The sequence below is a fragment of the Jatrophihabitans sp. genome (assembly GCF_051960575.1).
GTDB lineage: Bacteria > Actinomycetota > Actinomycetes > Mycobacteriales > Jatrophihabitantaceae > JBQCEE01.
Genome location: NZ_JBQCEE010000413.1, coordinates 1 through 2,086 on the forward strand (window position 1 = coordinate 1; position 2,086 = coordinate 2,086).

At 74.9% G+C, this 2,086-nt stretch carries 2 protein-coding genes; one reads left to right on the forward strand and one right to left on the reverse strand.

Features of this window, described 5'->3' with window-relative positions; translation table 11 throughout:
- Positions 1-680 (reverse strand): LacI family DNA-binding transcriptional regulator (locus tag ACTHMS_RS23015; RefSeq protein WP_440308989.1); only part of this gene is annotated, 680 nt, incomplete at its 3' end.
- Between the two features lie 77 nt (positions 681-757).
- Between ACTHMS_RS23015 and ACTHMS_RS23020 the strand changes: the two genes are divergently transcribed.
- Positions 758-1,984: an MFS transporter gene (locus ACTHMS_RS23020; protein WP_440308990.1), complete on the forward strand. Its 1,227-nt coding sequence runs from the start codon at positions 758-760 to the stop codon at positions 1,982-1,984.
- Positions 1,985-2,086 lie beyond the last annotated feature (102 nt).

Below are 2,086 nucleotides of genomic sequence, written 5' to 3' on the forward strand. Positions count from 1 at the left end.
CCGAGCGCGCGCGCGCGGGCGCCGACGAAGCCGCCCCCGCGCACGCCCGCCGCGGTGAGCCGCTCGGCCTGCGGCGGCGCCGCCGGTGCGAGCGGCATCGCGATGTGCGCGACCCGCTGGTGGCCGAGCTCGCGCAGGTGACGGGCGAGGGCGGCCGTCGTGCCGCGGTTGTCGATGTGCAGCCGGGCCACGCGCGGGTCGGCGGGCGCGCCGTCGCCGACCATCGGCACGCCCCGGCCGGCGAGCAGGTCGACGGCCGGGTTGCTGTCGGGCGCACAGAGGCAGAAGACGACGGCGGCCAGGCGGGTGGACGACAGGTGCTGCAGCGCGAGTTCGGGCTGCTCGCTGGACTGCGCGATGAGCAGCATGCCCGCAGGCATCTCGTCCAGCGCCTGCACCAGGCCGTCGAGCAGGGTGACGGCGAACGGGTCGCGGAAGGCGAAGCCCATGCGTCCCTCGACGATCACGCCGACGACCCCGGTACGGCCCTGCCGCAGCGACGACGCGAGCGGGTCGGGCCCGGTGAAGCCGAGTGCGTCGGCGGCCGCGCGCACGCGCTCGGCGGTCGCCGGCGCGACGGGTCCGCGGCCGGAGAAGACGAGCGATGCTGTGGAGATCGACACGTTCGCGGCCTCGGCGACAGCGCGGAGCGTGGGTCGCGGTTGACGCGGACCGGTCATGTGCGTCATGCTATCGAAACGATTCGATCGAATCGATTCGACTCTTGAGAACCGCCTCACCACCGTGAAAGTGCTCGATGACGACCGCCGTGCTGCCCGCTCCCGCCCTACCCCGCGCCACCGTCGACCGGGCGCGCCGGTCGGTCTTCGTCGTCTTCGCGCTCGCCGGCATCGCGTTCGCCTCCTTCGCGTCGCGCATCCCCGACGCCAAGGCGGCCCTCGGGCTGAGCGCAGGTGAGCTCGGTGCGCTGCTGCTGTCGATCTCGGCCGGCTCGCTCACCGCACTGCCGTCGGCGGGGCGCATCGTCGGCCGCTTCGGCGCCGCCCGCACGTACCGCACCGGCATGGCCGTCTCGCTCACCGGGCTGACCTGGACCGGCATCGCGATCACCGCCCTGCACTCGTCGCTGTTCACCGCGCTCGGCCTGTACCTGGTCGGGCTCGGCATCGGCTGCTGGGACGTCGCCATGAACCTCGAGGGCGCCGCGGTCGAGCGGCACCTCGGCGTCACGGTGATGCCCCGGTTCCACGCATCCTTCTCCGCCGGCACCGTCGGCGCGGGTCTGGTCGGCGCCGGCATGTCGCGCCTCGGGGTGCCGCTGCTCGTCCACTTCCTCGGCGTGGTGCTCATCGGGGCGACCGTCGGCACGTGGGCGGCGCACCACTTCCTGCCCGCCGGTGCCGAGGACGACCCCACCGACCTCGACGCGTCCGTGCCGGCCGCGCCGCCCCGCTCGGCGTGGCGCGAGCGGCGCACCCTGCTCATCGGCCTGGTCGTGCTCGCCGCGGCGTTCACCGAGGGCACGGCCAACGACTGGCTCGCGGTCGCGTTCGTCGACGGACATCACGTCGCGAACTGGGCCGGCGTGCTCGCGCTCGCCACGTTCCTGACCTCGATGACCGCCGGACGCCTCGTCGGCACCTCGCTGCTCGACCGCTACGGCCGGGTGCTCGTCGTGCGGCTGGCGTTCCTGCTCGCCGGGCTGGGCTCGCTCACCGTGGTCTTCGGCACCACCGCGGTCGCGTTCGTCGGAGCCGCGCTGTGGGGGCTCGGCGCCTCGCTCGGCTTCCCCGTGGGCATCAGTGCGTCGGCCGACGACCCCGACCGCGCCGCCGCCCGCATGTCGGTCGTCGCCACCATCGGCTACACCGCGTTCATCGCCGGACCGCCCCTGCTCGGCTTCCTCGGCGACCACTTCTCGGTGCTGCGCGCGCTGCTCGTCGTCACCGGCGCCATCGCCCTGGCCATGCTCGCCGTCCCGGCGCTGCGCCCGCCGCGCCCCCTGCGTCCCGACACCGCCTGATCCCCGCGCCCGGCTCCCCGCGTCCAGCCGGTGTGTGGCGACCCGGCGGGGTTCTGCGCGGCGTGTCCGCCCGCAGCGTCGCCACACACCGCCCGGTCAGTC

Bases quoted from the DNA above. Each gene is read 5' to 3' on its own strand.
- ACTHMS_RS23020 (WP_440308990.1), top strand. From the start codon at position 758: ATGACGACCGCCGTGCTGCCCGCTCCCGCCCTACCCCGCGCCACCGTC.